Annotated in this window: 27 protein-coding genes; 12 read left to right on the top strand and 15 right to left on the bottom strand. The window is 67.7% G+C overall.

The features are described 5' to 3' along the window. Positions 1-22: 22 nt before the first annotated feature. The gene (gene ahcY / locus F3087_RS14625) at positions 23-1,507 is read right to left on the bottom strand and encodes an adenosylhomocysteinase (protein WP_150402446.1); all 1,485 of its coding nucleotides are present in this window, start codon (positions 1,505-1,507) and stop codon (positions 23-25) included. 101 nt (positions 1,508-1,608) lie between these two features. Here ahcY and F3087_RS14620 point away from each other — a divergent pair, with 101 nt between their 5' ends. Continuing rightward, entirely contained in the window at positions 1,609-2,655 is a 1,047-nt protein-coding gene (locus F3087_RS14620; RefSeq protein WP_150402445.1) for a glycerophosphodiester phosphodiesterase family protein, read from the top strand. An 18-nt stretch (positions 2,656-2,673) separates the two neighbouring features. Here the strand turns inward: F3087_RS14620 and F3087_RS14615 are convergent, their stop codons facing one another. The 8 genes from F3087_RS14615 to cofD form a co-directional block, all read right to left on the bottom strand. Beyond that, positions 2,674-3,927, bottom strand: a complete 1,254-nt coding sequence (locus tag F3087_RS14615) for an alkane 1-monooxygenase (protein ID WP_150402444.1) — start codon at positions 3,925-3,927, stop codon at positions 2,674-2,676. 193 nt (positions 3,928-4,120) lie between these two features. Next, positions 4,121-4,741, bottom strand: coding sequence for a TetR/AcrR family transcriptional regulator (locus F3087_RS14610; protein WP_150402443.1), 621 nt, complete (start codon positions 4,739-4,741; stop codon positions 4,121-4,123). A 40-nt stretch (positions 4,742-4,781) separates the two neighbouring features. Next, entirely contained in the window at positions 4,782-4,964 is a 183-nt protein-coding gene (locus F3087_RS14605) for a rubredoxin (RefSeq protein WP_150402442.1), read from the bottom strand. Continuing rightward, the gene (locus F3087_RS14600; protein ID WP_150402441.1) at positions 4,961-5,134 is read right to left on the bottom strand and encodes a rubredoxin; all 174 of its coding nucleotides are present in this window, start codon (positions 5,132-5,134) and stop codon (positions 4,961-4,963) included. Before F3087_RS14600 ends, F3087_RS14605 begins: the two co-directional genes overlap by 4 nt. Further along, positions 5,131-6,381: an alkane 1-monooxygenase gene (locus F3087_RS14595; RefSeq protein ID WP_150402440.1), complete on the bottom strand. Its 1,251-nt coding sequence runs from the start codon at positions 6,379-6,381 to the stop codon at positions 5,131-5,133. The genes F3087_RS14600 and F3087_RS14595 overlap by 4 nt, the downstream gene beginning before the upstream one ends. A 182-nt stretch (positions 6,382-6,563) precedes the next feature. Continuing rightward, positions 6,564-7,082, bottom strand: a complete 519-nt coding sequence (locus tag F3087_RS14590) for an NUDIX hydrolase (RefSeq protein ID WP_150402439.1) — start codon at positions 7,080-7,082, stop codon at positions 6,564-6,566. Next, a complete protein-coding gene (locus tag F3087_RS14585; protein ID WP_150402438.1) occupies positions 7,079-8,419 on the bottom strand; it encodes a coenzyme F420-0:L-glutamate ligase in 1,341 nt (446 codons plus the stop codon). The genes F3087_RS14590 and F3087_RS14585 overlap by 4 nt, the downstream gene beginning before the upstream one ends. After that, positions 8,416-9,555, bottom strand: a complete 1,140-nt coding sequence (cofD, locus tag F3087_RS14580) for a 2-phospho-L-lactate transferase (RefSeq protein WP_223885069.1) — start codon at positions 9,553-9,555, stop codon at positions 8,416-8,418. Before cofD ends, F3087_RS14585 begins: the two co-directional genes overlap by 4 nt. Before the next feature lie 381 nt (positions 9,556-9,936). On the opposite strand from cofD, the gene F3087_RS14575 reads away from it, so the two are divergent. The 7 genes from F3087_RS14575 (at position 9,937) to F3087_RS14545 (ending at position 16,455) form a co-directional block, all read left to right on the top strand. Beyond that, the gene (locus F3087_RS14575) at positions 9,937-10,170 is read left to right on the top strand and encodes a WhiB family transcriptional regulator (protein ID WP_029901515.1); all 234 of its coding nucleotides are present in this window, start codon (positions 9,937-9,939) and stop codon (positions 10,168-10,170) included. Between the two features lie 178 nt (positions 10,171-10,348). After that, positions 10,349-10,831, top strand: a complete 483-nt coding sequence (locus tag F3087_RS14570; protein ID WP_191093957.1) for a metallopeptidase family protein — start codon at positions 10,349-10,351, stop codon at positions 10,829-10,831. A gap of 242 nt (positions 10,832-11,073) precedes the next feature. Beyond that, positions 11,074-11,454: a DUF3499 domain-containing protein gene (locus F3087_RS14565; RefSeq protein ID WP_150402868.1), complete on the top strand. Its 381-nt coding sequence runs from the start codon at positions 11,074-11,076 to the stop codon at positions 11,452-11,454. 53 nt (positions 11,455-11,507) lie between these two features. Beyond that, positions 11,508-12,884, top strand: coding sequence for a phosphomannomutase/phosphoglucomutase (locus F3087_RS14560; RefSeq protein WP_150402437.1), 1,377 nt, complete (start codon positions 11,508-11,510; stop codon positions 12,882-12,884). A 118-nt stretch (positions 12,885-13,002) separates the two neighbouring features. Beyond that, on the top strand, positions 13,003-14,205 hold the full coding sequence (locus F3087_RS14555) for a tobH protein (protein WP_150402436.1): 1,203 nt from the start codon (positions 13,003-13,005) through the stop codon (positions 14,203-14,205). Beyond that, positions 14,205-15,422: a mannose-6-phosphate isomerase, class I gene (gene manA, locus F3087_RS14550; RefSeq protein ID WP_150402435.1), complete on the top strand. Its 1,218-nt coding sequence runs from the start codon at positions 14,205-14,207 to the stop codon at positions 15,420-15,422. The genes F3087_RS14555 and manA overlap by 1 nt, the downstream gene beginning before the upstream one ends. 112 nt (positions 15,423-15,534) lie before the next feature. After that, positions 15,535-16,455 carry a cation diffusion facilitator family transporter gene (locus F3087_RS14545; RefSeq protein WP_150402434.1) on the top strand — a complete coding sequence of 307 codons (921 nt, stop codon included), beginning with the start codon at positions 15,535-15,537 and terminating at the stop codon, positions 16,453-16,455. Here F3087_RS14545 and F3087_RS14540 read toward each other — a convergent pair. Together F3087_RS14540 and F3087_RS14535 are read right to left on the bottom strand one after the other, a co-directional pair. Next, complete coding sequence (locus tag F3087_RS14540; protein WP_150402433.1) at positions 16,452-17,906, bottom strand: phytoene desaturase family protein; 1,455 nt, start codon at positions 17,904-17,906, stop codon at positions 16,452-16,454. The two genes, F3087_RS14545 and F3087_RS14540, sit on opposite strands and share 4 nt — an antisense overlap. 64 nt (positions 17,907-17,970) lie before the next feature. Next, complete coding sequence (locus F3087_RS14535; RefSeq protein ID WP_150402432.1) at positions 17,971-18,561, bottom strand: TetR/AcrR family transcriptional regulator; 591 nt, start codon at positions 18,559-18,561, stop codon at positions 17,971-17,973. Positions 18,562-18,669: 108 nt separating this feature from the next. On the opposite strand from F3087_RS14535, the gene F3087_RS14530 reads away from it, so the two are divergent. Continuing rightward, positions 18,670-19,095, top strand: coding sequence for a DUF4267 domain-containing protein (locus F3087_RS14530; RefSeq protein WP_150402431.1), 426 nt, complete (start codon positions 18,670-18,672; stop codon positions 19,093-19,095). A 164-nt stretch (positions 19,096-19,259) separates the two neighbouring features. After that, positions 19,260-19,475, top strand: a complete 216-nt coding sequence (locus F3087_RS14525; protein WP_150402430.1) for a DUF4287 domain-containing protein — start codon at positions 19,260-19,262, stop codon at positions 19,473-19,475. Between the two features lie 58 nt (positions 19,476-19,533). Here the strand turns inward: F3087_RS14525 and F3087_RS14520 are convergent, their stop codons facing one another. Continuing rightward, positions 19,534-20,901 carry a cation:dicarboxylate symporter family transporter gene (locus F3087_RS14520; protein ID WP_150402429.1) on the bottom strand — a complete coding sequence of 456 codons (1,368 nt, stop codon included), beginning with the start codon at positions 20,899-20,901 and terminating at the stop codon, positions 19,534-19,536. 125 nt (positions 20,902-21,026) lie between these two features. Between F3087_RS14520 and F3087_RS14515 the strand changes: the two genes are divergently transcribed. Both F3087_RS14515 and F3087_RS14510 read left to right on the top strand, forming a co-directional pair. Then, positions 21,027-22,625, top strand: a complete 1,599-nt coding sequence (locus F3087_RS14515) for a sensor histidine kinase (RefSeq protein WP_150402428.1) — start codon at positions 21,027-21,029, stop codon at positions 22,623-22,625. Further along, positions 22,622-23,320, top strand: a complete 699-nt coding sequence (locus tag F3087_RS14510; RefSeq protein WP_150402427.1) for a response regulator — start codon at positions 22,622-22,624, stop codon at positions 23,318-23,320. The genes F3087_RS14515 and F3087_RS14510 overlap by 4 nt, the downstream gene beginning before the upstream one ends. Before the next feature lie 66 nt (positions 23,321-23,386). On the opposite strand, the gene F3087_RS14505 is transcribed toward F3087_RS14510, so the two are convergent. The 3 genes from F3087_RS14505 to F3087_RS14495 all read right to left on the bottom strand — a co-directional run bounded on the left by F3087_RS14505 (position 23,387) and on the right by F3087_RS14495 (position 25,950). Beyond that, a complete protein-coding gene (locus F3087_RS14505; protein WP_150402426.1) occupies positions 23,387-23,728 on the bottom strand; it encodes a hypothetical protein in 342 nt (113 codons plus the stop codon). Positions 23,729-23,852: 124 nt separating this feature from the next. Continuing rightward, positions 23,853-24,932 carry a mannose-1-phosphate guanylyltransferase gene (locus tag F3087_RS14500; protein WP_150402425.1) on the bottom strand — a complete coding sequence of 360 codons (1,080 nt, stop codon included), beginning with the start codon at positions 24,930-24,932 and terminating at the stop codon, positions 23,853-23,855. Between the two features lie 121 nt (positions 24,933-25,053). Next, positions 25,054-25,950: a glycosyltransferase family 2 protein gene (locus tag F3087_RS14495; RefSeq protein WP_150402424.1), complete on the bottom strand. Its 897-nt coding sequence runs from the start codon at positions 25,948-25,950 to the stop codon at positions 25,054-25,056. Positions 25,951-25,956 lie beyond the last annotated feature (6 nt).

The following is a 25,956-nucleotide window of genomic DNA, read 5'->3' as shown; positions in this document are numbered from 1 at the left end:
GGACGCCTTCGGTCAGGTGAACTCAGTAGCGGTAGTGCTCCGGCTTGTACGGGCCGTCGACATCCACGCCGATGTACTCGGCCTGATCCTTGGTGAGCTTGGTCAGCTCGCCGCCGAGGGCCTCGACATGGATCTTGGCGACCTTCTCATCGAGGTGCTTGGGCAGGCGGTAGACCTCGTTGTCGTATTCGTCCGGCTTGGTCCACAGTTCGATCTGCGCGATCACCTGGTTGGAGAAGCTGTTGGACATGACGAACGACGGGTGGCCGGTGGCGTTGCCCAGGTTCAGCAGGCGGCCTTCGGACAGGACGATGATCGCCTTGCCGGACTCCTTGAACGTCCACTCGTCGACCTGCGGCTTGATGTTGATCCGGGTGGCGCCGGAGCGCTCCAGGCCGGCCATGTCGATCTCGTTGTCGAAGTGACCGATGTTGCCGAGGATCGCGTGATCCTTCATCGCCTTCATGTGATCGAGGGTGATGATGTCCTTGTTGCCGGTGGAGGTGATGACGATGTCGGCGTCGCCGATCGCGCTCTCCACGGTGACCACGTCGTAGCCGTCCATCAGCGCCTGCAGCGCGTTGATCGGGTCGATCTCGGTGACCTGCACCCGGGCGCCCTGTCCGCCAAGGGATTCCGCGCAACCCTTGCCGACGTCGCCGTAGCCGCAGATCAGCACCTTCTTGCCGCCGATGAGCACGTCGGTGCCGCGGTTGATGCCGTCGATCAGCGAGTGGCGGGTGCCGTACTTGTTGTCGAACTTCGACTTGGTGACCGAGTCGTTGACGTTGATCGCCGGGAACACCAGCTCGCCGGCGGCGGCGAACTGGTAGAGCCGCAGCACGCCGGTGGTGGTCTCCTCGGTGACGCCCTGCACCGAATCGGCGATGGCGCTCCACTTGCCCTTGTCCGACTCGAACCGCTCGCGCAGCAGGTTCAGGAACACCTTGTACTCGGCCGAGTGGCTCTCGTCCTCCGGCGGAACCACGCCGGCCTTCTCGAACTGCGCGCCGCGCAGCACCAGCATGGTGGCGTCACCGCCGTCGTCGAGGATCATGTTGGCCGGCTCGTCGGGCCAGGTGAGCATCTGCTCGGCGGCCCACCAGTACTCCTCCAGGCTCTCGCCCTTCCAGGCGAAGACCGGGGTGCCCTTGGGCTCGTCGACGGTGCCGTGCGGCCCGACCACGATGGCGGCCGCGGCGTGGTCCTGGGTGGAGAAGATGTTGCAGGAGGCCCAGCGGACCTGCGCGCCGAGCGCGACCAGGGTCTCGATCAGCACCGCGGTCTGCACGGTCATGTGCAGCGAGCCGGAGATCCGCGCGCCCTGTAGCGGCAGCACCTCGGCGTATTCGCGGCGCAGCGCCATCAAGCCGGGCATCTCGTGCTCGGCGAGCCGGATCTCCTTGCGGCCGAATTCGGCCAGTGCCAGATCTGCCACCTTGAAGTCGATGCCATTGCGGACATCGGCGGTGAGTTCAGTTCGGGCGGGAAGTTCTGAGGTCGTCATAGCCTCTATCTGCCTCTCCTGGAAAGTCGGTACCAACACGCAAGGCTAATCGCTGGCGCGGCGGATGGGTACACCGTACTCACCCTTGCTAGCTTGGCGCGATGCCGAACCTTCGCGCCATCGTCACGACCGCTGTCGCCGGCTCGCTCGTGCTCGGCCTCAACGCCGCGTGCGACAGCGGATCGGACTCGTCACCGGCTACCGCGCCGCGAACGGTGGAGCTGCAAGCCCACCGCGGCGGCCGCGGTCTCACCGCCGAGGAGTCGCTGGCCGGCTTCGGTAAAGCGATCGAACTCGGCGTCAGCACGCTGGAATTGGACATCGTGCTCACCCGGGACAAAATGCCGATGATCTGGCACGACCCGGCCGTGCTCGGGACCAAATGCGCGGACACCGCACCGGTTACGCCGGACGATCCGCAGTTCCCCTACGTGGGCAAGCTGATCCACGACCTCACCTACGCGCAGACCCAGACCCTGGACTGCGGCAAGGCGCTCGCCGACTTCCCGGGCCAGCAGGCGGTGCCCGGCAACCGGATAGCCACGCTGCCCGCGCTGTTCGATCTGGTGAAGACCTACCGCGGCGCGCACCCGCGCTACAACATCGAAACAAAAGTGGAAGCCGAACATCCCGAGCAGTCCGCCACGCCGCAGGAGTTCGTCGACGTCATCCTGAGCACGGTCGCCGCAGCCGGCGAGACCGGCAATGTCGACATCCAGAGCTTCGACTGGCGCTCACTTCCGCTGGTGCGCAAGGCGAGTCCGACGATCCCACTGGTCGCGCTCTATGACGACACCACCTTCGTCGCGGGTTCGAAGTGGCTCGGCCCGATCCGCTACGAGGATTTCGCGAACGATCCGCTCGGCGCGGTGAAGGCGCTCGGCGCGAACGCCGCCTCACCCGGCTACTCGGTTCCCTACGGCCGCAAGGCCGGTGAATCCGGTTTCGCGCTGGTGGCGGACAAGACGTATGTCGAGCGCGCGCACGAACTCGACCTGAAGGTGATCCCGTGGACGGTGAACGACAAGGCCACCATCGCCGCGCAGATCGACACCGGAGTAGACGGCGTGATCACCGACTACCCCGACCGCATGCGAGAGGTCTTGCAGGAGCAGGGATTACCCCTGCCGCCTGCCTACCGCCGCTGAGCCGGGGTAGCCGGTCGGCTACGCGGCGCCGGACTCCGGCACGTCGGACTCCGCCGCGTTCGACGGCTGCGCCGGACCGCCCTTGGCCGAATTCGCCTGCGCCGCACCGGTGATCGTGGCGACCGTGCCGTACTGCTCCAGCAGGCGGCGACGCTTGCGCGGATGGATATTCGCCTTGGTGACGTCGCCGTCGTAATGCTCGAGCACCCGGTGGTCCATGATCGCCCGCCACAGCGGCGGCACGGCCGCGAACAGAATCATCGTCGCGTACCCGGCGGGCAGCTGCGGCGCCTGCATCGAGCTGCGCAGCGTCTGGTACCTGCGTCCGGGGTTGGCGTGATGGTCGCTGTGCCGCTGCAGATGGAACAGGAAGATGTTGGTCACCAACCGATCACTGTTCCAGCTGTCGCGCGGCGAGCAGCGGGCGTAATTCCCGTTCGGGCGCTTGGCCCGCAGCAAGCCGTAGTGCTCGATGAAGTTCACCGTCTCCAGCAGCGACGCGCCGATCACCGCCTGCAGGATCAACCACGGCAGGATGCCGATGCCGAAGATCGCCATCATGGTGCCGAACAGCAGCACGCTCATCGACCACGCCTGCAGGATGTGGTTGTGCACGCTGAACCAGCGCAGGCCCTTGCGCTCCAGCCGCACCTTCTCCAGCTGGATGGCCGAGCGGAAGCTGCCGAACACGCTGCGCGGCAGGAACTCCCACAGCGTCTCGCCGAGCCGGCCGCTGGCCGGGTCCTCCGGAGTCGCCACCCGGACGTGATGTCCGCGGTTGTGCTCTACGAAGAAATGCCCATAGAACGACTGCGCCAGCGCTACCTTGGCCAGCCAGCGCTCCGCGTGCTCGACCCGATGTCCGAGCTCGTGCGCCGCGTTGATGCCGATGCCGCTGACGAAGCCGAGAGTGGCTGCCAGGCCGAGCTTGTCGACGATGCTCAGCTCGTGACCCGCCCACATGGCGCAGGCGATCAACAGGCCGATCAGTTGAACAGGAAGGAAAAGATAAGTGCACCACCGGTAGTACCGGTCGTTGCTCAGCAACTCGTAATCCTCATCGCGCGGGTTGGTGCCGTCCTCGCCGACAACCCAGTCCAGGACCGGGATGACGATCAACACGATGATTGGACCGATCCACCAGAACACCTTTGCGCCCGTTTGCAACACAAGTTGCGAGGGCAAGAGTGCGCTCAGTGGAGCGATCAAGCCGAAAACCCATAAGTGTCGTTTGGGATCAGAAGATACCGCCGGTTTGCCAACCGTTTGCACGTTTGCCCCGCTAAATAGGAACCCTAACTCCGATGTACGAGAATAGTTCCAGACTGTACGGCCGTTTCGCAGATCTTGGAGGCCGAAACGTGATGAGGGTTACATCCATGGCAGTTGGTTTTTAAGCGGGCTCACAGACGCTTGAAGTCCTGGCTTACTTAGTGCAAACAGACTGGGGTTCTTCAGGGTTCGATCAGTGATCGATCCGGGCCGCCAGAATCGCTTCCACGTACGGACTCAGCAACGCACTCAACTCACCCGGCGCATCGCGTGCCGGATCCGGCGGCGTCGGGATGTAGCTCATCGCGATGCGCACGAGCGCGTGCGCGATGACCTCCGATTCGGCCGCGGTCGCCGCGACCCAGCTGTGCTGGAAAGCCAGCGACAGCCGCCGGGTCGCCTGGTCGAGCAACGGTCCAGCATCAAGGGTGATGAGCCGCAGCAGATCCAATTTCACCTCGCCGGCGAGCAGCGACTGCACCAGCGGGTCGGCGGCGGCATCGACGAAGAAATTGGTCATGCCCTCCCGGAAGGCCGCGCGGACGTCGCCGACATTGCCGGTGATGGCCGCGTCGACGTGATCGACCAGATCGTCGGCCAGGCGCAGCGAATATGCCTGCGCCAGGCCACTGCGGGAACCGAACTCGTTGTAGAGGGTCTGTCTGCTCACCCCGGCCTTGGCCGCCACATCACCGAGGGTGATCTTGGACCAGTCCCGTTCGGTGAGCAGTTCGCGCATCGCCCCGAGGACGGAGGCGCGCAAGAGTTCACGCGCCGCCTCCTGATAGGGGATGCGGGTTCCGGAGCGCGGCATACCGGCGACCCTGTCACGGGCGGTTCCCGCAGTCAAAACCTCACGACCGTTCGATTTCGACCATGTAGAAGTCGGCCTTCGCCGCGCCGCAGTCCGGACAGGTCCAGTCGTCCGGGATATCGTCCCAGCGAGTGCCCGGCTCGATCCCGTCCTCCGGCCAGCCCTTGGCCTCGTCGTATTCGAAGCCGCACTGAATGCACTGGAAAAGTTTGTAATCGCTCATTTGACGGCTCCCATCGGTTCGAAATCGATCTTTTCCCGCACCCCGCAGTCCGGGCAGCACCAGTCGTCCGGAATATTCGCCCACGGCGTTCCCGGGCGAAATCCTTCGTGCGGCGCACCTTTCGCCTCGTCGTACACGTAATCGCAGACGGGGCAGCGAAAGCGATTCATGCCTGCACCTCGCCGGTCGCGACACCGCCCTGGTAGCGGGCAATCACCTTGTCCCGCTTGGCCGGGTGGATGTTCGCGAGCGTGATGTCCCCGTGATAGTGCGCGAGCACCCGCTTGTCCATCACCCGGCGCCACAGCGGCGGGAAGTAGGCGAGCAGGATCATGCTGGCGTAGCCGCTGGGCAGGTTCGGCGCGCCGTCCCAGCTGCGCAGCGTCTGGTAGCGCCGGGTCGGGTACGCGTGATGATCGCTGTGCCGCTGCAGGTGGTACAGGAAGATGTTGGTCACGATGTGGTCGCTGTTCCAGCTGTGCACCGGGGCGGGCCGCTCGTAGCGCCCCGACGCCGTGCGCTGCCGGACCAGCCCGTAGTGCTCCAGGTAGTTGACCGCCTCGAGCAGGCTGAAGCCGATCACCGCTTGCAGCACCAGGTACGGCAGCAACTCGATCCCGAAGATCGCGACCAGGACCACGTACAGCGCCGCCGACATCAGCCACGCACTCAGCACCTCGTTCTTCGGGCTCCACCACTTCTTGTCCAACCGCGCCAGGCGGGTCTTCTCCAGGCGCAGCGACGACGTCAGACTCCCCCACACGGTGCGCGGCCAGAAGGCCCAGAAGCTTTCGCCGACCCGGGAACTCGCCGGATCCTCGGGCGTCGCGACGCGCACGTGATGGCCGCGATTGTGCTCGATATAGAAATGCCCGTAGAACGACTGGGCCAGCGCGATCCGGGACAGCCAGCGTTCCAGCTGAACCTTCTTGTGCCCCAATTCATGTGCGGTGTTGATGCCGATGCCGCCGAGCATGCCGACGGTGATCGCCAGGCCGATCTTGTCCACCAGGTGCAGGCCGTTGTCGAAACCGAGCCAGCTCACCTGATCCGCGGTGATCAAATAGCAGGCCATGACCAGCGACGCGTATTGGAACGGCAGATACAGGTAGGTGAGATAGCGGTAGTACCGGTCGTGCTCCAGGTACTCCATCACCTCGTCCGGCGGATTGTCGCCGTCCGGCCCGAAGAATATGTCCGCCAACGGAATCAGCAGATACACCAGAATCGGACCGAGCCAGAACGGCACCTGCGCCAAACGATGCCAGCCGATTGCGTTGAGCGCCAGGATCAATGGGATCCCGATGGTGAAAAGCCCAGTGGGAGCGAACAATCCCCAGAGCCACATGTAGCGCTTGCGATCGCGCCAGTCCGGGTTGGTCACCGGTTTCGCGGACGTGTCGGCGTCGGTCGACATCGTTGTCTCCAATCCAAAAGCGGCACGTCACGTGTGACGTGCGTTACCTCTGAGATGGACGATAGAGATAGATTTGTCGTTTGTCTAGACAAATCTGCTGATTTGTAAAGCAGAGTGTCGACGCAAACGAAACCACCCCGGTCAGCGCGGTGGCCGACCGGGGTGTGGGGTGTCCAGGGGTATTAGCGCAGCAGCACGTCGGCGTTCGCCGGCAACGCGTCGACCGGCCACCAGCGCAGATCGGTGGACTCCGCGCTGCGCACCGGGACCGCGCCCGCGGGCGCGGTGATCCGGAACAGCAGATCGAGATGCCGGGTCGGCGACCCGAGCGAGCAGGTGATCGGATGCGCCTGCGCGCCATACAGTTCCGGCTCCAGCCGGAGCCCGGCGATGCCCGACTCCTCGGTCGCCTCGCGCAGCGCGGCGCCGGCCACCGTGTCGTCGCCCTCCTCGCAATGCCCGCCGAGCTGGATCCAGCTGCCGACCCGCGGATGCAGGGTCAGCAGGACCTCGCGTTCGTCGTGCGAGAAGACCACCGCCGAGGCGGTGATGTGCCCCGGCACGTGCTCGCGCAGGCACCCGCGCGGCGCCGAGCCGAGGAACGCGAGCATCGCCTGGCGCAGCGATTGATCCGAACCCGCGGCCGGAGACCAGGATTCGAGCAACGCGGTCGCCGACGCGTGCAGCGAATCAGCCGTCACAGTTCGACCAGTCCAAAGCCGGAACTAGGCGTAGGACGCGGCGTGAGCGGCTCGAGCGGATGGCCGATAGCGATGGCGCCCAGCGGATTCCAGTCGTCGTCGAGGCCGAGCACAGCGCGGGTGACGTCCGGCGCGAAGATGGTGGAGCCGATCCAGCAGCTGCCCAGCCCCTCGGTGGCCAGCGCGACCAGCAGGCCCTGCACTGCCGCACCGACCGCGACGGTGAACATGGTGCGCTCGTTCGCCCGCCGCCGCTCGTCCGGATAGTCGTGCGCGCCGTCCGGCACGCAGAACGGGATGATCACCTCGGGAGCGTCGAAAAGGATTCGGCCCCGGGCGATCCGGCGTTCCACCCGATCGGCGGGCAGCCCGTCCGCGGTGAGATCGGCGCGCCACTTCTCGGTCATGGCGGCCAGCAGCCGCGCCCGCAGGCCCGGTTCGCGCAACCACACGAACCGGACCGGACGGGTGTGATGCGGCGCCGGCGCGGTCAACGCCACCGCGACCGCGGCCCGGACCCGTTCGGGATCGACCGGCTCGTCCGCGAACTGACGGATCGACCGGCGCAACAGCACCGCCTCGCGCCGCCCCTGCTCGATCGCCTCGGCGGTACCGAGCCAGAACAGGTCGTCGACGCCGCCGCGCAGCAGATCGGCGGCGCTGGACCCGTCGTCGGCGATCGGCAGCCCGCGCACCACCGCGACCGGCACGCCGCCGAGCTTGCCCTTCACCAGGTCCGCCGCGGCGGCCAGCTCGTCCGCGATCGCCACCTGGGTGACGTGCAGCTCATTGCCCTGCCCGTCGATCGCGCCCGCGTAGTCGTGCAGCACGCGCAGGCCCGAGGCGCCGATCGCGGTGTCGGTCTGGCCATTTCGCCACGCCCGGCCCATGGTGTCGGTGACGACCACGGCGACCCGCACGCCCAGCCGCTCGGCCAGCGCCGAGCGCAGGGCCTTCGCGCTGGCGTCGGGATCGGCGGGCAGCAACACCAATTCGCCCTGCTCGACATTGGACCCGTCGATGCCGGACGCGGCCTGCACGATGCCGAGCTTGTTCTCGGTGATCAGGGTGCGGCCCTTGCGCGCGAGCACCCGCACCGCCTCCTGCTCGACCAGGGCGCGGCGCATCGTGTCGCGCTCCTCCGGGTCCAGCGGGGCCTCGACGATGCGGCCCTCGACCTTGGCCACGATCTTGCTCGTCACCACGAGCACGTCGCCGTCGACCAGCCAGGGCGCCTGTTCGGCGATGTGCCGGGCGAGATCGTCGCCGGGCCGGAACTCCGGCAGGCCGGTGATCGGCAGGATGCGCAGTTCACCCGCCGCGTGATCGATGGTCACGGTTTCACTCCCGCGAGGTCCAGGGCCTCCCGCACCATCTCGGCGGTGGTCGGCGGATCAGTCATGAGCAGCGGCACGCTGCGTACTTCGACACCGGGCACGTCGGCGGTGTCGGTGGTGTGGATCAGCCAGCCGTCCAGAATCCCGGTGGCCGAGCGGGCGCCGTAGTAGCGGCCGATCGCCTCGGCGGTCGTCTCGACGCCGATCACCGACAGACATTCGTCGGCCATCCCGCGCAGAGGTTTACCGTCGATCACACCGGATATACCGATCACTTTGGCCTCGGTGGTGCGCAATGCGCCGCGGATTCCAGGCACCGCCAGGATCGCGCCGATGCTCACCACGGGGTTCGACGGAGCGAGCAAGACCACATCCACCGACTCTATGATCTCGGTCACATTCGGGGCTGGTTTGGCGTCCTCTGCCCCAATTGTGGCGAATCCATGGGTCTCGATGTTCGCGCGATAGCGAACCCACCACTCCTGAAAATGGATCGCGCGACGTTCGCCAGGGTTGTCCGGGTCGCTCACAACCACATGCGTTTCACACCGATCGTCGGTTGCCGGGATCAGTTTCACGCCGGGCTGCCACCGGTTGCAGAGCGCCTCGGTCACCGCGGACAGCGGGTACCCGGCACGCAACATTTCGCTCCGGACCAAATGCGTGGCGAGGTCGCGATCGCCGAGCCCGAACCAGTCCGGTTGCGCGCCGTACTTCGCCAGCTCTTCCTTGGCGTGCCAGGTCTCGCCGGGCCTGCCCCAGCCGCGCTCGGTATCAATGCCGCCACCGAGGGTGTACATGCAGGTATCAAGGTCAGGACAGATCCGGAGGCCATGCATCCAGACGTCGTCGCCGACGTTCACGATCGCGGAGACATCGGCATCGGGCAGCAGTTCCCGGACGCCCTGGAGGAAGCGAGCGCCGCCGACACCCCCGACCAGGACGGCAATCCGTGGCCCGCCGACGGGTTCGGTGTCCGCTTGAAGGGAAGTCACATCCGCACAGCCTATGCGCTGCCGGACCGGGCGATGTTCGGGCCATAGTTGCTGGTCATTTGCCCTGCTCCGACTCAAGATCATCTTCGAAAGCGTTCGCGGATAGTAACGGAATAGCGACGGCCGCTTGACCATCGACACGTCCGGCGTGTCTAATCACAGTCATGTCATTTCGGGTTCGCGCGAGAGTGCAAGGCGCGAACGGCTTTTCGAACAGATGTTCGCATCGAGATGACGAGCTCGGGGACGTCCGCGGGACAACGTCGCGGGGTATGGCCGTCGGTAAGCGTGTTGGTCCGACGGATCGAATCATTCTGCGCTAACACACAGTGAGGAGGCGGAGCGATGGCCAACGAGATGGTCTCGCCGACCGATTCCACAGCAGGCGCAGCACGTGGCGTCTGCGCAGAAAACGGCTGGATAGAACGCGAGGGGGGTGACGAGGTCTTGACGCCTGGGCTCAACATGGGCGACGAGAACTCGACGCCCCGGCTCAGCCTGGTCGTCACGGGCTTCGACGAGATGTTCGAATCCATCGAAGAGCAGTGGCAAGAGCGAGCCCTGTGCGCGCAAACCGATCCGGAGGCGTTCTTCCCAGAGAAGGGCGGCTCGACTCGCGAGGCGAAACGGATCTGCATGGGCTGCGAGGTGCGCGACGAGTGCCTGGAATACGCACTCGCCCACGATGAGCGCTTCGGCATCTGGGGTGGCCTCTCCGAACGAGAGCGCCGCCGCCTGAAGCGCGGCATCGGCTAGCCGACCTGGGTTGGCCCCCGAGTTATCCGCACGTGCGAGAAGTCGCTACGGCGACAACGATTCTCACGAACACACGGGTAGCTCCGGGGGTACGCCCGACCCCCTGCCCACGGCCCGCAGGCCGGCTGGGGCAGCACTGGGTGCGCAGGCACCGGACGGGCTGACTAGGTTTTAACCCATGGCACGTTCCCGTAATCGTCGTCCGCCGACCGCCCGGTCGGTGATCCGCCGTGGTCGCGGGGTACGTGGGCCGATGTTGCCGCCCACGGTGCCTGCCTGGCGCACCAGGGGGCAGAAGTTCGACCGGCTGGTGCTGGAAGCGTTCGCACCGTTGGACACCCGCTGGCACGACCGCCTCACCAAGCTCGACATCGCGGTTGACGATGTGCCGAAAATCCGTCCGCTGCATCCCGATTCGGTCACCTGGCCGGACGAGGTGGTGGCCGACGGCCCGGTGCCGCTGTCCCGGCTGATCCCGGCCGGCGTGGACCGGCACGGCACCGCCACCCGCGCCCGGGTGGTGCTCTTCCGCAAGCCGCTGGAGCTGCGCGCCAGCGATCCCGACGACCTGGTCGACCTGCTGCGCGAGGTGCTGGTCCAGCAGATCGCCACCTACCTCGGCGTCGATCCGGACATCATCGACCCGGAACCGGAATCGTAAAATCGCACCGAGCCGCGGGCACTTCGGTAACGAATGTTGTTGCGAGCAGCGATGACTGATTACCGACACCGAGTGCGCGGCCCGCAGACCGCACACTCACCCGACCTTCGGCCGACCGCATGGCCGCGAGGCTCGCCCGCTCGCCCGTGGCGCCGCCGCGTGGCGGGAGTTTTTGCCCGAATCCTGAGCGTGTCTATCCACATCGGCACGCCGGGAGGGTTACTCTCATCGGCGTGATCCCCATGCGTCGTTGTTGCCGACCAGGTTGCAAGAATCCGGCCGTCGCGACGCTCACCTATGTGTACTCGGACTCGACCGCCGTGGTCGGACCACTCGCGACCGTCGCCGAACCGCACTCCTGGGATCTCTGTGAAACGCACGGCTCGCGCATCACCGCCCCGAAGGGCTGGGAGATGGTTCGGCACGAGGGCGGATTCTCCTCCAGCACACCGGATGACGACGATCTGACCGCGCTCGCCGAGGCGGTCCGCGAGGCCGGACTGCGCCGCCGCCCGCCGGAACAAGATCAGCGCGGCTATCGCGACTACGCGCCGCCGCCGCAGCGCACCACCCGCACCGGGCGCCGGGGACATCTGCGCGTACTCCCCGACCCGCCTTCCTGAACAAACCCAGGACCGGGTCAAACCGTTGCCGCGCAACCATTAGGGTGGTGGGCATGACAGTCGCCCGCTCTGCCGAATTCGTAAACGCGGTGATCAAGGCTTACGACGTTCGCGGTGTGGTGGGTGAACAACTCGACGCCGAATTCGTCAGGGACATCGGCGCATCGTTCGCCCGGCTGATGCGCGCCGAGGGCGCGACGCGGGCGGTCATCGGACACGACATGCGCGAGTCCTCCCCCGAGCTGTCCAACGCCTTCGCCGACGGCGTGCTGGCCCAGGGCCTCGACGTGGTGCACATCGGGCTCGCGTCCACCGATCAGCTGTACTTCGCCTCCGGCAGCCTGAACTGCCCCGGCGCCATGTTCACCGCGAGCCACAACCCGGCCCGCTACAACGGCATCAAGATGTGCCGCGCCAAAGCCATTCCGGTAGGCCAGGACACGGGCCTGGCGACGATCAAGAGCGAGGTCGCCGAGGGCGTCCCCGGCTACGACGGGCCGCACGGCACCGCGTCCAGCGTCGACCTGCTCGCCGACTACGCGGCGTTCCTGCGCAACCTGGTCGACATCGCCGGGGTCCGCCCGCTGACCATCGCCGTGGACGCGGGCAACGGCATGGGCGGGCACACCGTGCCCGCCGTGTTCGACGCGCTGCCGCAGGTGACCATCGTGCCGCTGTACTTCGAGCTGGACGGCTCGTTCCCGAACCACGAGGCGAACCCGCTCGACCCGAAGAACCTGGTCGACCTGCAGGACCTGGTGGTCAAGTCCGGCGCCGACATCGGGCTCGCGTTCGACGGCGACGCCGACCGCTGCTTCGTGGTGGACGAGAAGGGCGACCCGGTGTCCCCGTCCACCATCACCGCGCTGGTCGCCGAGCGTGAACTGGTCAAGGAGCCGGGCGCGGTCATCATCCACAACCTGATCACCTCGCACGCGGTGCCCGAGCTGGTCACCGCGCTCGGCGGCACCCCGGTGCGCACCCGGGTCGGCCACTCGTTCATCAAGCAGCAGATGGCCTCGACCGGCGCGGTGTTCGGCGGCGAGCACTCCGCGCACTACTACTTCCGCGACTTCTGGGGCGCCGATTCCGGCATGCTCGCGGCGCTGCACGTGCTGGCCGCGCTCGGCGAGAAGGACCGGCCGGTGTCGGAGCTGATGGCGGCTTACGAAACATATGCGGCCTCCGGGGAGATCAATTCCACAGTGCCGGACGCGAAGGAGCGGACGATGGCTGTGGTGGAGGCATTCGGGGATCGGACGATCTCGGTGGATAGGCTGGACGGCGTGACCGTCCAGCTGGCCGACGACGCCTGGTTCAATCTGCGCGCGTCCAATACCGAACCGCTGCTCAGGCTGAACGTCGAAGCCAGATCGCCGGAAGAAGTAGACGCACTCGTAACAGAGATTCTGAGCATCGTCCGCTCCTGACTGGAATAGTGGAATCACAGGCCTTGGATTCGCCCGACTCGGGCCCGGCGTGGCAGCTGACCCGGGGGCGAGCGAGGGCGGAAACGACTCAGCGCGATGAGGGGAGGTGGGACGCCCGATGATCGCTGGAACACCGGTTCTCGACCTCGATGATGCCGCTTCGCTGGAGGCGGCCGATACCGGCGGCGCCCTGCGCTCGGCCGCCTCCGGCGGCGCTCAGGTCCGTGCCACCGCGGCAGCCGTCGGTGAAGACGCGCTCGTGCGCCTGGACGGACTGCGACCGCGCAGTCTCGTACTTGTCTCCGGCTCCGGCCGGGCCGCGCGCGCCGCGAGCCTGCTGGTCGCCGCGCTCGGCGACCGGGCCGGCCTGCCGGTCGTGCCCGTCACCGCCTTACCGCCCTGGGTCGGCCCGCTCGACGTCGTCCTGGTCGCCGGTGACGACGCCGGCGATCCCCGCCTGACCGACGCGGTGGACCGGGCGCTGCGCCGCGGCGCCGAGGTCGTCGTGGCCGCACCCATCGAAGGACCGATGCGCGCCGTCGCGGCCGGCCGCGCGGCCGTGCTGGCCCCGCGGGTCCAGGTGCTCGATCACAACCGGCTGCTGCGCTTCCTGGCCGCCGGTATCGCCGTCCTGCGCGCGATCGACCCGTCCCGCAGCGGCACCCTGGTGCCCGACCTCACCGACCTGGCCGATGTGCTCGACGCCGAGGCGTTGCGCGCCGGTCCGACCAACGAGGTCTTCCGCAATCCGGCCAAGACCCTCGCCTCGCGCATGCATCAGCGCGGGGTCGTGCTGGCCGGTGACTCACCCGCCGCGGCCGAGCTGGCCGAGCACGGCGCGGAGGTGCTGTTGCAGTCGGCCGGCCGGGTCGCCACCGCGGTGGATCTCGCCGAGGCGGTCGCCGCCAGGGCTCGAATGGTCGAGGCCGCAGGCGAATCCGCGCCCGGCTTCGATCCGCTGTTCCACGACGAAGAGCTCGACGGGCCGGTGCAGGTGGAACGCATCCGGGTGTTCGTGCTCAGCGCCGACGCCGACCAGGCGGCGGCGCGCCGGCGGATCGCCGTGTTCGGCGGCACCGGATCCAGCCTGGTCGACGCCGACCTGGTGAACGCCGAGCTCGACCTGCTGCACACCGGTCTCATCGACCCGTCCGTGCCCGCCCCGGCCCGGCCCGAGGAACCGGTTCCCGGTTCCGGCGGTGAACTCGAACAGCTCGCCGTGCTCGCGGTGCGGCTGGAGATGGCCGCCGCCTACCTACGGCTGATCGGAACCCGCGGCACCGCGACCGACAGCCAAGGGCAGTTCGGGGGAAGCTACTAGTGCACGAACTCGTTGGTGCGCTGCGTTCGTATGCCTGGGGCTCGCGCACCGCGCTCGCTCAGCTGTGCGGCAGGCCCGTCCCGTCCGCCCACCCGGAGGCCGAGCTGTGGTTCGGCGCGCATCCCGCCGATCCCGCGCACGTCCTGATCGACGGCGACTCCCGCTCGCTGCTCGATTTCGTCGCCGACGATCCGCAGCGCGAATTGGGCCCGGCCGCCGGGGAATTCGGCGGCAAGCTGCCGTTCCTGCTGAAGATCCTGGCCGCCGAGGAGCCGCTGTCGCTGCAGGCGCATCCGAGCACCGCGCAGGCGCGGGCCGGATTCGAATGGGAGAACCGCACCAAGGTCCCGCTGGACTCGCCGATGCGTAACTACCGCGACGACAACCACAAGCCGGAACTGGTGGTGGCGCTGGATCGGTTCGAGGCGCTGGCCGGCTTCCGCGACCCGCACCGCACCGTCGAACTGCTGCGCGCGCTGCAAGTGGACGGCCTCGGCTCGTTCGCCGACCTGCTTGCCGCACAACCGGATTCCGACGGCCTGCGCACCCTGTTCACCACCTGGATCACGCTGCCCCAGCACGTGCTCGCCACGCTGCTGCCCGAGGTGCTGGACGGCTGCGTGCGGTATCTGTCCGGAAAAGGCAAGCGCGAGTTCACTCCCGAGGCGCGCACCACGCTCGAACTCGCCGAGGCCTACCCCGGCGACGCCGGCGTGCTCGCCGCGCTGCTGCTGAACCGGCTGACCCTGGAACCCGGTCAGGGCCTGTTCCTCGCGGCCGGCAACCTGCACGCCTACCTGCGCGGGCTCGGCGTGGAGATCATGGCCAACTCGGACAACGTGCTGCGCGGCGGGCTCACCCCCAAGCACGTCGACGTGCCGGAACTGTTGCGGGTGCTCGACTTCGAGCCGATCGACCTGCCCGTCGTGCTGCCCGAACCGGCCGGCGACGGCTCGGTCCGCTACCGCACCCCCGCACCGGAATTCGAACTGCGCCGCTTCGACCTCACCGAGGGCTCGGCCCAGGTCCCGCTCACCGCCGCCGGTCCGGGCATCGTGCTGTGCACGTCGGGGTCGGTACGGCTGCTACACGGCGAATCCGAACTGACCTTGCATCGCGGCGCCGCGGCATGGATCTCGGCCGCCGACAGCGACATTCGCGCCCGCGCGCTGGACGGACCGGCCCAGCTGTTCTGCGCGTGCGTCGGCAAGGTCTGATTCCGGCGCGGAGTCGCGGATCGCGATGATCGGTCGGGCATCGGGTACTCCGGACACCGGCACACGCTAAGTTAGCCAGGATCGGGCAATTCGGAGAGAGGACGTCCAGGGCATGTCGGCTGGTGGTGGCAAGAAGGCGATTCTCGCCGCGTTGTCGGCGAACGCGGGGATCGCCGTGGCGAAGTTCGTCGGTGCGCTGATCACCGGTTCCGGATCGATGCTCGCCGAGGCGGTGCACTCGGTCGCCGACACCGGCAACCAGGCACTGCTGCTGCTCGGTCAGCGCCGCGCGGCGCAGGAGGCCGACGCGCTGCACCCGTTCGGGTACGCGCGCAATCGCTACTTCTACTCGTTCATCGTGGCGCTGGTGCTGTTCACCCTCGGCTCCGGATACGCGCTCTACGAGGGCGTGCACAAGATCCAGCATCCCGAGGAGCTGAGCTCGCCGATCGTGGCGATCGTCATCCTGCTCATCGCGATCGCGCTGGAGTCCTACAGCTTCATGACCGCGATGCGCGAATCCGCGCCGCTCAAGGGCGACGCGAGCTGGTGGCGGTTCATCCGCAACTCGCGCAGCCCGGAGCTGCCGGTGGTGCTGCTGGAGGACACCGGCGCGCTGATCGGCCTGGTGTTCGCGTTCGCCGGCGTCGGGCTGACCATGCTCACCGGCGACGCGGTATGGGACGGCGTCGGCACCATGGCCATCGGCATCCTGCTCGGCATCATCGCCATCGTGCTGATCATCGAGATGCAGAGCCTGCTCATCGGTGAGGGCGCGACGCCCGCCGAGGATCGGCTCATCCGGGAGAACCTGGTCGACGGCGATCGGATCGACCGGGTCATCCACCTGAAGACCCAATACCTCGGTCCCGAAGAGCTTTTGGTGGCCGCCAAGATCGGCGCGGTGCCCGGGCTCGACGTCGCTCAGCTCGCCACCGCCATCGATGACGCGGAGGCGCGCGTCCGGGCCGCGGTGCCCGCGGCGCGGGTCATGTACCTCGAACCGGATCTCTACCGCACCGAGTCCGTCTAGCGCTTACGGAGCAGGTCCGACGGGTCGGTGGTGATGCCGAACCGCTGGCGCAGCACGTGCCGGGCGGCGTGCAGGCCGGACATGCCGTGCACGCCGGGGCCGGGCGGGGTCGACGAGGAGCACAGGTACACGCCGGGAATCGGTGTGGCGTAAGGGTTCCAGCGCGCGGTCGGACGGAACGCGAACTGGCGCAGGGTCATCGCGCCCGCCGAGATGTCGCCGCCGATGTAATTGGCATTGTGCGAGGGCATTTCGGCCGCGGTGTAGACGTGCTTGGCCAGGATCAAGTCGCGGAAGCCCGGTGCGAACCGCTCGACCTGAGTGATGACCGCCTCGCTGACGTCGCGGGTGGAGCCGTTCGGCACATGTGCGTAGGTGTAGAAGGTGTGCTTGCCCGCCGGCGCCCTGGTCGGATCCACCACACCGGGCTGGATGGACAGCACATAGGGCCGTTCCGCGTGCTGACCCGCGGCGACCGCGCGTTCGGCGGCCATCGCCTCGGCGCGGGTACCGACCAGGTGCAGGGTTCCGGCGCGGTCGAGGCCCTCGGCCTGCCACGGCACCGGACCGGCCAGCGCGAAGTCGACCTTGCACGCCGCGCCGCCGTAGCGGAAACCCCTGAGCCGCTTGGCGTATCGGTCCGGGAGGCGGTGGCCCGCGATGCGCAGCAGTTCCGCGGGCGCGAGGTCGAGCACGACCGCGCGGGCGTCGTCGAACTGTCCGAGCGAGTCGACGCGGTGACCGGTGTGCACCCGGCCGCCGAGGCGTTCCAGTTCGGCGATGAGCGCGTTCGGGATCGCCTGGCTGCCGCCCTTCGGGATCACCCAGCCGCCGGCATGGGCGAGTGTGCCGAGTAGCAGCCCCGCCCCCGCGGCCGGGATGCGCCGCGGTGGAGTGATCGCGTGCGTGGCCACACCGGTGAGCAACGCGGGCGCGACATCGCCCTGAAACCTGGTGTTCCACAACGGCGATCCCTGCTCCAGGGTCCGCAGGCCGAATCGCACCGCGGTCAGCAGGTCCTTCGGCGGGCGGCGCAGGTCCGACATCGCGAGGTCGACGACCGCCTCCCAGTGCGGCACCAGCGGTCCGAACAGCGAACGCCACGCGGCGCCGTCGCCGCCGAGTCCCTCGACGGTCCGCTCCAGATCGCGCCAGGCCACGCCGGCCGTGCCGCCGTCCATCGGGTGCGCGTAGGACGCCTCCGGCGTGAGCAGTTCGACGCCGTGCGCCGCGAGATCGAACGCGCGAAAGAACGGGGACGCCAACGCCATCGGGTGCGCGCCGGCGCACACGTCGTGCTGAAAACCGGGCAGCGTCAGTTCCGCCGTGCGCGACCCACCGCCCGCGCCGAACTCGGCCTCGTACACCTCCACGGAGAGCCCGGCCTTCGCCAGAATCACCGCGGCGGCGAGACCATTCGGCCCGGAACCGACGACCACAACATCAGGCATATCCCCACGCTACCGATCCGGCTTCGGCCGCAACCGAAATGCGCGTCCGATCACAGCGGGCGCGCTACGCGGAATCCGCGCCGACCGCGGCCAGCCATTCGGCGACCAGGATTTCCAGGCGCTGCTCGCGCAGGTCCGGCCGGAGCCGGCCGCCGCGGTCGAGGGTCGCCAGGCCGTGCATCGCGCTCCAGGCCACTTCCGTCCGGGCCCCGATGTCCGCCTCGTCGACGAACGGGCGGAACAGCGCCTCCAGTTCGGCGAAGGCGTCGATCAGCAGCTGCGGCGCGTCCAGGCCGAAGACCAGGTCGACGTTCATCATGAACATCGCCTCGTAGCGGGCCGGGTTGGCGGCGGCGAAGTCCAGATAGGCGCGGGTGACGCGGCGCAGGGCGTCGGCCGGGCCGGTCGCCTCGGCGTGGGCTCGGCGCATCACGGTGGTCAGGTCGGCGATGCCTTGCAGGGCTACCGCCGTCACGATGGCCGACTTGCCCTCGAAGTGGCTGTACAGCACCGGCTGGCTGTACTCGATGCGCTCGGCCAGCTTGCGCACCGTGACCGCCTCCCAGCCCTGCGCCTCGGCCAGTTCGCGCGCGGTGTCGATGATCTGCTGATGGCGTTCGGCGCGTTCGCGTTCCTTGCGGGTCTGGGGGCTCATGACCAAAATACTAGCAGCGCTAGACAAGCTACCGAAGCTCCGTTATTGTTGCTCGTGAACCTAGCGCCGCTAGAAAACGAAGCACCACCGCACCAAGGAGCACCCACCATGACCACCGCACGCATCGCCACCGCCCTCTCCCTCGCCGGCGCGGCCTTCATCCTCTACATCGGCATCAGCTACCTGTTCACCCCCGACGCCATCGCGCCGGGCTTCGGCCTGCCCGCCTGGCCGGACGGCGACGCCGCCGCGTTCATGAACCTGAAGGGCGTGCGCGACACCGTCTTCGGCATCCTGATCCTGGTCCTGCTCGCCGCCAAGCAGCGCTACGCCCTCGGCATCGCCACCCTGGTCATCGCCCTGGTCCCGGTCGGCGACATGCTCACCGTCCTGAGCTGGAGCGGCTCCTCCGCCGCCGCCTTCGGCATCCACGGCCTCACCGCCGCCCTCGTCTTCCTCACCGGCGCCCTCCTCCTCCGCGAACACCAACTCGCCACCAAGACCACCCCCGAACCCATCGCCGTCCCCGCCTGATCCCGATTACCTGTCCGGTACCGGCATCACGCCGGTACCGGACTTTTTCGTTCCGGGACTCGTTCGCACACAAGCCATTTCGTGACCCCCAACACACCGCGATGAATTTCGCGACGCACCGCCGTCGATATCCCTGAACGCATAACAAAGCACAGGAGACCACCATGCCGACCAAGCCCCACGGCCCCGCGTCCTACTTCCCCGCCATCGAAGCCAAATACGGCCGCACCATCGATGACTGGAAAACCGCGATGCGCGAGTCCGGCCTGACCTCCCACAAACCCCTCGTCGAATGGCTCAAGACCGAGCACGCTCTCGGCCACGGCCACGCCACCGCCCTCACCCAACACCACCTCAACCCGGAAAAGTGGGCATCCTGATCCCGGACATGGCGAAGGGCCCGCAGATCCTGCGGGCCCTTCGTGTTTCACCGAGCAGTTAGGCCGAGACCAGGTCCTTGGTGTCGGGGTCCTGCTGCGGGGGCGTGCCGTGGTCGTTATCGACCATGGTTTGTTCGTCGAAGGGGAGTTTGCGGTCGAGGACCTCGCGGGTGCGGTCGGCGTCGATGGTCTTGGTCCAGGTGCCGATGAGCACGGTGGCGACGGCATTGCCGGAGAAATTGGTGAGCGCGCGGGCCTCGGACATGAAGCGGTCGATGCCGACGATCAGGCCGACGCCGTCGAGCAATTCGGGGCGATGACTCTCCAGTCCGCCGGCCAGCGTGGCCAGGCCGGCGCCGGTGACCCCGGCCGCGCCCTTGGACGCCACGATCATGAACAGCAGCAGGCCGATCTGCTCGCCGATGTCGAGCGGTTTGCCCATCGCGTCCGCGATGAACAAAGACGCCATTGTCAGGTAAATTGCAGTGCCGTCCAGATTGAACGAATAACCGGTCGGCACAACCACACCCACGGTCGTCCGCTCGACGCCCATGTGCTCCATCTTCGCGATCAACCGAGGCAACGCCGACTCGGACGACGAGGTCGCGAGGATCAGCAGATATTCGCGGGCCAGGTAGCGGACCAGCTTCAGCACCGACACCCGAGCGACGAGCCACATCATCACCCCGAGCACGCCGAACACGAAGATCAAGCAAGTCAGGTAGAACGCGATCATCAACGTTGCCAATTTCAGCACGGCGTCCAGACCACTCTTACCGACCAGATTGGCGATCGCGCCGAACGCACCGATCGGCGCCAGCCACAGAATCATCACCAGCACGCGGAACACGAGCTTTTGCAGCAACGCGACGCCACGCACGATCGGCTCGCCGGATTTGCCCATGGCCTGCACCGCGAACCCGACCAGCAGCGCGATGAACAGCGCCTGCAACGTACTGCCCGATGTCAGCGAGGACAGCATGGTCGTCGGGACGATGCTGGTCAGGAAGTCCCACGTGCCACCGGCGCTGTGCGCGGTCTTGGCCAGATCCTTACCCGCATTGACGGTCTTGCCGAGGTTCAACCCGGTGCCGGGCGAAATCACGTTGCCGACCACGAGCCCGATCACCAGCGCGACCGTCGACATGACCATGAAGTACGCGATGGTCAACCCACCGACCTTGCCGACGGTGGCCGCCGACCGGATCGAACCGATGCCGAGCACGATGGTGCAGAAGATGACCGGCGCGATCATCATCTTGATCAGGTTGACGAAGATGGTGCCGAGCGGAGCAACCGATACGCCGAACCCCGGCGCGAGCCACCCCACCAGAATCCCCGCGATAACCGCGACGATCACCGCCAGATACAACCAGTGGGTGCGGTCACGCTTACGTGCGGGTGCTTCGGGTGTTGCTTGGCTCATACGAGTTGATGTCCTCCGAGGTGGTGCCGACGTGAGGGGCCTCACGCACTCCAGGCAGAATGATGACGGTCCGGGTGACGCCGGTCACGGTTTGGTGCATTACGTTCAGCGGAGGAAAGCAGCCAGTGAGACGCGGTCGGCTATCCCTGGCCGGTCAGGCCTTCGCGCTACAGCTGATCGTGTTGACCCTGATGGTCGCTGTCGGCGCGGTCCTCGCGGTGCTCGACGCACGCCATCACAGCGACGTGACGACCACCAGGGAAGTGCGAGATGTCGCGGTGAGCGTCGCTGAGGCGCGCTCCACGCTGAGCGCTGTCTACACCACCGATCCCACGGCCATGCTGCAACCGGTGACCGAGCGCATCCGCGAGGCGACCGGCATGGACTTCATCGTCGTCATGGCGCCGGACCGCACCCGCTACACGCACACCAACCCGGACATGATCGGCAAGCCGTTCAGCGGCAACATCGACCGCGCGCTGGCCGGGGAGACGTTCACCGAGACCTTCACCGGCACCCTCGGCCCGTCCATCCGCGCGGTGACGCCGGTCTACGACGGCGGCCGGGTGGTCGCGCTGGTATCCGCCGGGGTGACCCGCGCGAAGATCGGCGATCAGGTCGCGACCCAGCTGCCGTTGATCCTCGGCGTCGCCGCGGCGGGCCTGGTGGTCTCGGGTAGCGGATCGTTCCTGCTGAGTCGTCGGCTGCGCAGGCAGACGCACGGACTCGCGCCGGACGAGTTGCGCGCCATGTACGAACAGCACGACGCGGTGCTGCACTCGATCCACGAGGGACTCGTCGTGTTCAACATGGCCGGCGAGCGCGCCGAGGTGGTCAACGACGAGGCGCGCAGGCTGCTCGAACTGCCCGACGGCGAGGTGCGCCGCGGCGACCTGCCGACCTCCATGCAGCAGATGAGCTGGGGCGTGGTCCGCGACGAGATGCATGTGACCGGCGACCGGATCCTGCTGATCAATCAGGACATCGTCACCTGGGAAGGACGGCCGATCGGCACCGTCATGACCATCCGCGACCACACCGAATTGCGCGCGGTGATGGGCGAACTCGACTCGGTGCGCAGCTTCGCCGAGTCGCTGCACGCGCAGGCGCACGAGTCGGCCAACCGGCTGCACACCGTGGTCACCATGGTCGAATTGGGCCGCTACCAAGCGGCGGTGGACTTCGCCACCTCCGAACTCCAACTCTCCCAGGCACTGATCGATCGGCTGCTGGACGCGGTCGGCACGCCCGCGCTGGCCGCGCTGCTGCTCGGCAAGGTGAACCAGGCGGCCGAGCGCAGCATCGAGTTGACCATCACCGAGGAGACCGCGCTCGATTCCATCGAACCGCTCTCCCCGCAGGAGACGGTCACGCTGGTCGGCAACCTCATCGACAATGCCATCGACGCCGCCGCCGAGAGCCCGTCGGGCTGGGTGGAGGTGACCGTGCGGCACGCGGATCCGGCGGCCGGGGAAAACGCCGAAGCTGTTTCGCCGGAACAACATTCGGCGCTGTATGTTCGCGTCGCGGACAGCGGGCCCGGAATGTCGGAGGAGACATTCGCGCGGGCGTCGCAGCGCGGTTATTCGACCAAGGCCGACCATCACGGGCTCGGTTTAGCACTGGTCCACCGCCTGGTGGCCCGGCACGGGGGGACCATTCGTACCGAACTAGATCCGGAAAGCGCGGTAACCGTGACGATTCCGCGAAAGGACGCACAGTGATCCGAGTGCTGATCGTCGAGGACGAGCCGCTCATCGCCGAGGCACACCGCGCCTATGTGGACCGCATCGAGGGCTTCACGCCCGTCGGGGTGGCGCACACCGGTCGCGAGGCGATGCGCGCGGCCGCCGATGCCGCGGCCGAGAATACGCCGATCGACCTGGTGCTCATGGATATCGGGCTACCCGATGCCAGCGGCCTGGATGTCGCCGCGGCGCTGACCGGACTCGCTCCCCGGCCCGATGTCATCGCCATCACCTCGGCCCGCGACCTCGCCATGGTGCGCACCGCCGTCTCGCACGGCGTTGTCCTTTATCTCTTGAAGCCGTTCACCTTCGCCGCGTTCCGGGACAAGCTCGACCGCTATCGCGAGTTCCGCACCGCGCTTCCGGCGGGCGAGACGGCGGTCTCCCAGCACGACATCGACCGCGCGCTCAGCGCGCTACGCACCCCCGACCAGCGCGCCACCACCCCCAAAGGTGTTGCGCCGCAAACCCTCGACGAGATCTCCCGCACCGTCCGCGCCGCCCCGGAGGGCATCACCGCCGCGGACACCGCGACCACCATCGGCGTTTCCCGGATCACCGCCTGGCGCTACCTGGAGAAGCTGGCCGACGACGGATTGGTCACCCGCCGTTCGGATTACGGCCGCGCGGGCCGCCCCAAGACCCGCTACGTCTGGAAAACCAAAGCGTGACCGGAGTCTTCGCGCAGGCGACTCGAAAGCCGGCCTGCGCGAAGACTTCCGATCACGCTCGTCGAGCTAGGCGGGCAAGTGGCCGTAGCCGAAGATGTTGATGAAGTAGTTGCCGGGGATCAGTTGGTTCATCGCATGCCACTGCCCCGACGGGTCCCGCTGGTAGTAGCTGACCCCGAAACCCGCGTCGTAGCAAACGATGTCGCCGGTCCCGAACGGACTCCAGTAGGTGCTCGCGTCCGGTCGGCCGAAATCGAACGGCGTCTTGAACAGGTGACTGCACGGGGTGATGCTCGGCTCGTAGATCGACGGCGCGGCCGCGGCGCTCGGCGCGAAACCGATCGCACCGAGGCCGACCGCTCCGGCGAATACCGCCGCGACCAGTGCCCGCGGGAAAGACTTCCGCATAAAGGTTCTCCTCGACCATTCCAGTTGGCAACAGTGAGCAAACGTAGCGGTCCCGCGACAGAGCCCCGGGACCCTGCGCAGCACCCTGCCAGAAGGACCGCTACGCCGACACTGTTTCCGACCGTCAGACGTCGGTGGAGAACCTGATTCCGCCATCCGGGATCTCCACCCCGGGCCAGACGCGCGCGCCGCGTAGTAGTTCGCAGCGGGCACCGACCTGCGCACCGTCACCGATGACGCCGTCGCGCACCAGGGCCCGCGGCCCGATCCGCGCGCCGAAACCGACGATCGACCGCTCGACCGTGGCGCCGGCCTCGATGATCGCGCCGTCGAAGATCACCGCGCCGTCCAGCCGGGCGCCCGCGCCGACCTCCGCGCCGCGACCGACCACCGTGCCGCCGATGAGCAACGCACCCGGCGCGACACCCGCACCGGGATGCACGAGCGATTCGCCGCGCTGTCCGGGCAGCGCCGGCGAGGGTGCGATGCCGCGAACCAGGTCGGCGGACCCGCGCACGAAGTCCTCGGGCGTGCCCATGTCCCGCCAGTACGACGAGTCGACGTGCCCCTGCACGCGAGCCCCCTCGGCGAGCAGCGTCGGGAACACCTCGCGCTCCACCGAGACCGGACGCCCGGACGGGATCTTCTCGATGTACTCACGCCGGAAGACGTAGCAGCCCGCGTTGATCTGATCGGTCGGCGGATCCTGCGTCTTCTCCAGGAACGCGGTGACCCGGCCGTTCTCGTCGGTCGGCACGCAGCCGAAGGCGCGCGGATCGCTCACCCGGACCAGGTGCAACGTCACGTCGGCGTTCGTCGACTCGTGCGTGTCGAGGATCGCGCCGAGGTCGGTGCCGCCGAGCACGTCGCCGTTGAACACCATCACGGTGTCGGCGCGCAGCTTGGGCAGCACGTTGCGGATGCCGCCGCCGGTGCCGAGCGGCTCGGTCTCGGTCACGTACTCCAGGTCCAGGCCGAGCTCGGAACCGTCACCGAAGTGCTCCTCGAACACCTCCGCCTTGAACGAGGTGCCCAGCACGACGTGCGTGATCCCGGCGTCGGCGATGCGGGCCAGCAGGTGCGTGAGAAACGGCAGCCCGGCCGTCGGCAGCATCGGCTTGGGTGCCGAAAGGGTCAGTGGACGCAGTCGTGTGCCCTGCCCACCCACCAGGATCACGGCGTCGGTGCCTGCATTTCCTGCCATTCAAGGTCCCCTGTTCACAGTGGATCGAATTGTCGCTCACGCGCCGAATGGCACGCGGCCTGCGCCAGTACACGCCGGGCCCGAATGCGGGCCCGTCGCCCATTGTCGCTCAGCCGCGCGCCTAGTGACCCGCTTCTTGCGCCTGTTGGCGCAGCGCAGATCGAACCGCAATCCGGGAGCGCACCGCAAGTCCGGCCCGCAGCGCCAGCCGCAACGGCAGCTGCCACCAGTGCGGATGCCGGTCGGCCTGGAATCGGTAGGCGCTCGCGTGGTGCGCGGGCAGCATCACCTCGGGGTGCCGGCCGGCCGCGTGGCCCTTGGCGTGGGTGACCTCCGCGGACGGCACGAACACGTTGTGCCAGCCCGCTTTGCCCATCCGGTCGCCGAAGTCGACGTCCTCCATGTACATGAAGTAGCGCGAATCGAAGCCGTCGATCGAGTCGAACGCCGCGCGCCGCACCAGCAGGCAGGAGCCGGACAGCCAGCCGACCACGCGCTCGGAGATCTGCTCGTTCTCCTGGCGGTAGCGGCGGGTCCACGGGTTCGTCTTCCACACCGTGCCGAGGATCGCGTGGCCCGCGCCATCGAGCAGGCCGGGCACCTGACGCGCGGACGGGTAGACGCTGCCGTCCGGTTCCAGCACCAGCGGGCCGAGCGCCCCCGCCCGCGGCCAGCGCTTCGCGGCCTCGAGCAGCTTGTCGATGGAATCGGTGCCCCAGCGGATGTCCGGATTGGCGATCACCACGAACTCGATGTCCGGGTCGATCTCGGCGACCGCCCGGTTGATCGCGCCGCCGTAGCCGATGTTGCCGCCGGTGCGCAGCAGCCGCACATGCGAATTCGCCTCGGCGATCAGCTCCGGCACCCCGTCGGTGGACCCGTTGTCGGCGAGAATCACCTGTGGTTTCTCGGTCGTGGCGTCAGCCAGCGTGGTGATGAAGTGCTCGAGGTGCTCGCCCGGTGAATAGGTCACCGTGACGACGGCCAGGCCCGCGGAGGCGGAATCGGAAGCGCTCACGGCCGC

The organism is Nocardia colli (assembly GCF_008704205.1).
GTDB classification, from domain to species: domain Bacteria; phylum Actinomycetota; class Actinomycetes; order Mycobacteriales; family Mycobacteriaceae; genus Nocardia; species Nocardia colli.
The sequence above is the reverse complement of the archived record's forward strand: the minus strand, read 5'-3'. Positions and strand labels throughout refer to the sequence as shown.

Excerpts from the sequence above, each read along its gene's own strand:
- ahcY (WP_150402446.1), bottom strand. The coding sequence starts at position 1,507 with ATGACGACCTCAGAACTTCCCGCCCGAACTGAACTCACCGCCGATGTC.
- F3087_RS14620 (WP_150402445.1), top strand. The coding sequence starts at position 1,609 with ATGCCGAACCTTCGCGCCATCGTCACGACCGCTGTCGCCGGCTCGCTC.
- F3087_RS14610 (WP_150402443.1), bottom strand. The coding sequence starts at position 4,741 with ATGCCGCGCTCCGGAACCCGCATCCCCTATCAGGAGGCGGCGCGTGAA.
- F3087_RS14605 (WP_150402442.1), bottom strand. The coding sequence starts at position 4,964 with ATGAGCGATTACAAACTTTTCCAGTGCATTCAGTGCGGCTTCGAATAC.
- F3087_RS14600 (WP_150402441.1), bottom strand. The coding sequence starts at position 5,134 with ATGAATCGCTTTCGCTGCCCCGTCTGCGATTACGTGTACGACGAGGCG.
- F3087_RS14595 (WP_150402440.1), bottom strand. The coding sequence starts at position 6,381 with ATGTCGACCGACGCCGACACGTCCGCGAAACCGGTGACCAACCCGGAC.
- F3087_RS14575 (WP_029901515.1), top strand. The coding sequence starts at position 9,937 with ATGTTCGAATCCATCGAAGAGCAGTGGCAAGAGCGAGCCCTGTGCGCG.
- F3087_RS14570 (WP_191093957.1), top strand. The coding sequence starts at position 10,349 with ATGGCACGTTCCCGTAATCGTCGTCCGCCGACCGCCCGGTCGGTGATC.
- F3087_RS14565 (WP_150402868.1), top strand. The coding sequence starts at position 11,074 with ATGCGTCGTTGTTGCCGACCAGGTTGCAAGAATCCGGCCGTCGCGACG.
- F3087_RS14560 (WP_150402437.1), top strand. The coding sequence starts at position 11,508 with ATGACAGTCGCCCGCTCTGCCGAATTCGTAAACGCGGTGATCAAGGCT.
- F3087_RS14555 (WP_150402436.1), top strand. The coding sequence starts at position 13,003 with ATGATCGCTGGAACACCGGTTCTCGACCTCGATGATGCCGCTTCGCTG.
- F3087_RS14545 (WP_150402434.1), top strand. The coding sequence starts at position 15,535 with ATGTCGGCTGGTGGTGGCAAGAAGGCGATTCTCGCCGCGTTGTCGGCG.
- F3087_RS14540 (WP_150402433.1), bottom strand. The coding sequence starts at position 17,906 with ATGCCTGATGTTGTGGTCGTCGGTTCCGGGCCGAATGGTCTCGCCGCC.
- F3087_RS14535 (WP_150402432.1), bottom strand. The coding sequence starts at position 18,561 with ATGAGCCCCCAGACCCGCAAGGAACGCGAACGCGCCGAACGCCATCAG.
- F3087_RS14530 (WP_150402431.1), top strand. The coding sequence starts at position 18,670 with ATGACCACCGCACGCATCGCCACCGCCCTCTCCCTCGCCGGCGCGGCC.
- F3087_RS14525 (WP_150402430.1), top strand. The coding sequence starts at position 19,260 with ATGCCGACCAAGCCCCACGGCCCCGCGTCCTACTTCCCCGCCATCGAA.
- F3087_RS14520 (WP_150402429.1), bottom strand. The coding sequence starts at position 20,901 with ATGAGCCAAGCAACACCCGAAGCACCCGCACGTAAGCGTGACCGCACC.
- F3087_RS14505 (WP_150402426.1), bottom strand. The coding sequence starts at position 23,728 with ATGCGGAAGTCTTTCCCGCGGGCACTGGTCGCGGCGGTATTCGCCGGA.
- F3087_RS14500 (WP_150402425.1), bottom strand. The coding sequence starts at position 24,932 with ATGGCAGGAAATGCAGGCACCGACGCCGTGATCCTGGTGGGTGGGCAG.